Annotated in this window: 2 protein-coding genes and 1 pseudogene; 1 reads left to right on the top strand and 2 read right to left on the bottom strand. The window is 36.0% G+C overall.

Features of this window, described 5'->3' with window-relative positions:
• Nucleotides 1-152: 152 nt before the first annotated feature.
• Entirely contained in the window at nt 153-1088 is a 936-nt protein-coding gene (birA, locus tag SMIDD26_RS08165; RefSeq protein ID WP_061439788.1) for a bifunctional biotin--[acetyl-CoA-carboxylase] ligase/biotin operon repressor BirA, read from the bottom strand.
• A pseudogene (locus SMIDD26_RS11830) lies at nt 1085-1944 on the bottom strand (AraC family transcriptional regulator). Before SMIDD26_RS11830 ends, birA begins: the two are co-directional and overlap by 4 nt.
• A 107-nt stretch (nt 1945-2051) precedes the next feature.
• Here SMIDD26_RS11830 and SMIDD26_RS08155 point away from each other — a divergent pair.
• Nucleotides 2052-3171: glycoside hydrolase family 36 N-terminal domain-containing protein (locus SMIDD26_RS08155; protein ID WP_246746998.1), on the top strand; the 1120-nt coding region annotated here is incomplete at its 3' end.

Raw genomic sequence — 3171 nt, 5'->3', positions numbered from 1 at the left:
GCAAGGGTTCGAATCCCTTATTCTCCGTTTTAATGAGAGTTTATAACTCTCTTTTTTATTTTTAGAGACAATAAAACTTCAGATCTGTAAAACTTAATTGAATTACTAATCTGAAGTCATTTTTATATCGTTTATATTATAATTGTGTTATTTTACTTCCAACCCTTGAGTGAAATTTCTCCGCTATTTAGCCAGATTTCTTTTCCGTTATCACATTGAATTAAAAGTTTTCCATTTTCTGAGATGTCTTTGGCAAGTCCCTTGTAGTCTTTTTGATCTAGTGTGAAAGTAACTTCTTTTCCAAGAACGAATGACTGTTTTTTATATAGGTATAATAGCTCCTCTGCTGGTGTTTCGAAGAAAGCACGCCAGATTTCTATGATCAATTCATTCCTTGTTATAGGAGCTGCAGTTTTAAATAAGCTAGCAGCTTTTTCTTTTAATTCCTGAGGGAAGTCTTTAATAGTGAAATTGATACCTACTCCAATAATGATATCTGTGACTAAGCCTGTTTCTACAGAGGTCATTGCTTCAGTGAGAATTCCTCCAATTTTATGATTGTTTAGGTAGATATCATTGACCCATTTTATGTCGACATCTATTAAAGTTAGGTTCTTAATGGCTTTGTAGACAGCTCCTGCTACAAGTAGTGTGTAGGACGGTAATTGGTCATAGGGCAGATTGGGTTTGAGATGGAGTGTCATATAAATGCCACCTTGTGGTGAGTAGAAGGAACGTTGAAAACGGCCTCGGCCTGCTGTTTGATAGGAAGCTAGATAGAGGGTATTTGCTTCATGGCCTAAATCAATTGCTTCTTTTGCATCTAGTTGTGTTGATTTTGTTTCGGGTTTAAAGCTGACTTTAATTGGAAGATTTTCTTCTAGAATCTCTGGAAGAATAAGGTCTCCATTCACCAGTTTATAGCCTTTGTTTTTGATACTATCAATTTCAATGCCTTCTTGTTCTAGCCGCTTGATAGCTTTCCAAATTGATGTTCGACTGAGGGATAGTTCTTCTGCAATCTTTTCTCCGCTGATATAGTCGTTTTCTTTGGCTAGAATCTGATAGACAGCTTGGTAGGATTTCATAGTGTTGCCTTTCTTACTAGTTGGTATTGAGAGTATTCTTTTCTTGTATGACTTGGGGTCTGATTAAAGTATTGTTTATAAGCTTTTGAAAAATGGAGTGGATCTGAAAAACCTACCGAGTATGCAATTACCTTGATGGACTCTTGGGTATTTTCGAGAAGTTGTTTAGCTCGGTGCATTCGAACGTATAGTAAGTATTCTTTGGGGGATAAGGTGTTAAATTCTTTGAATACACTTGATAAGTAGCTTCTGTGAACGGATAGTTCTTTTGCTAAATCTTGAATTGTAAGTGATTGAGGATAGTGGCTATCAATTAATCGTTTGCATTCAAGATAGAGTTGGTAGGTTGATGAAATATCTTTTTTTTCTGATTGGGAGCAATAGTTCCCAGATGAAACATCAGTTCATGGAGTTGTCCCATGATATGGAGTTGAGCTAATTCATTTGATTTTGTAATCTGAGCGAAGCGGACAATGTCTGAGATGAGTTTTGCAGTATTCTGGGTATGACAAGTTTCAGATTGGATGAGATAGGCTTGGTCAAAAATTTGAGAAAGCGCAAAATAATCAGGAGCTTTCCCTCCAGTGATTCCTAACCAGTAGTAGGCCCAAGGTTCTTTACTATCTGCTTGATAAAAGGTTAGTTCTTCTGGTTTTAATAGAAAGAAATCTCCTTCTTTTAAATCAACAATTTTACCTTTATAATGAAATTTTCCTTGTCCTTTACTAATGTAATGTAGAACGTATGTGTCACGAATAGCTGGACCAAAAGAGTAATTTGGTGTGCATTCTTCATATCCATAAAAGCTTAGGGAAAGGTCAATTGTTCCAGTCTGGTATTCTGAAAAAACTAACATGTGCTACCTCCTACCTAACATTTTACCATATTCTTGAGACATTTTTCTATTTTGGAAAGCGATTTCAGATGATAAAATAGAATCAATAAAGTGATGAGGTGAAGTAAATGGGAGTTAGGATAGAGAATAATCTATTTTATGTTGAGAGTAAAAATTTAAGTTTGATTATTGAAAATCGTGATGGGTACTTACTATTGAAACATTTAGGAAAGACTATTAAGAACTATAAAGGTTTCAATAGTGTTTATGAACGAGACCATGCCTTTTCAGGAAATCCAACGGCTCATAATCGAACCTTTAGCTTAGATACGCAACGTCAAATTTTTGGACAACATGGTTTGGGTGACTTTAGAAAACCAACTTTACAGATTCAGCATGATGCAACTGAAGTAACAGACTTTCGATTTGTAGAAGCAAAGATTTTAAAAGGTCAGAATGGTCCACAGGGCTTACCTTCTCCACATAGCATGGACGATACAGAGACTCTTGCCTTGATGTTAGAAGATTCTAAGGCTCAACTTAATCTGAATTTGTATTATACTACTTTTAATAATGATGCGACAATTGCTAGCTACAGTAAATTAGAGAATAATAGTAATCAGGAAGTCGTCATCCATAAAGACTTTTCTTTTATGGCTGATTTTCCAGCGGCAACTTACGAAATAGTAACTCTGCAGGGTGCTTATGCTCGTGAAAAGACTGTTAGACGTCAACAGGTAGAACAAGGAATCTTTTCGATTAGTTCGAACCGTGGGGCTTCTGGGCATGCTCAAACACCAGCTCTTCTCTTATGTGATCAAGGAGTCACAGAGGATGCTGGAAATGTGTTTGCTATTCAACTAATGTATAGTGGAAACTTTGAAGCTTTTGTTCAAAAGAATCAATTGAATGAAGTTCGGCTGGCTATTGGCATAAATCCAGAAAACTTTTCTTGGAAGTTAGACCCTGAGGAAAATTTTGAAACACCGGTAGCTTTAGTGACCTATTCAGATAAGGGATTAACTGGTGTTAGTCATGAAAGTCAGAATTTTGTACTGAAGCACATTCTGCCAAGTAAATTTTCTAAAAAAGAACGCCCAATTCTAATCAATAACTGGGAAGCTACTTACTTTGACTTTCAAAGAGAAAAACTGTTAGAGTTAGCAGATGAAGCTAAGAAAGTTGGTATTGAACTTTTTGTATTAGATGATGGGTGGTTTGGTAATCGCTTTGATGATAATCGGGCTT

It is taken from the genome of Streptococcus mitis (assembly GCF_001579035.1).
Taxonomy (GTDB): domain Bacteria; phylum Bacillota; class Bacilli; order Lactobacillales; family Streptococcaceae; genus Streptococcus; species Streptococcus mitis_J.
The sequence above is the reverse complement of the archived record's forward strand: the minus strand, read 5'-3'. Positions and strand labels throughout refer to the sequence as shown.

Bases quoted from the DNA above. Each gene is read 5' to 3' on its own strand.
- birA (WP_061439788.1), bottom strand. From the start codon at position 1,088: ATGAAATCCTACCAAGCTGTCTATCAGATTCTAGCCAAAGAAAACGAC.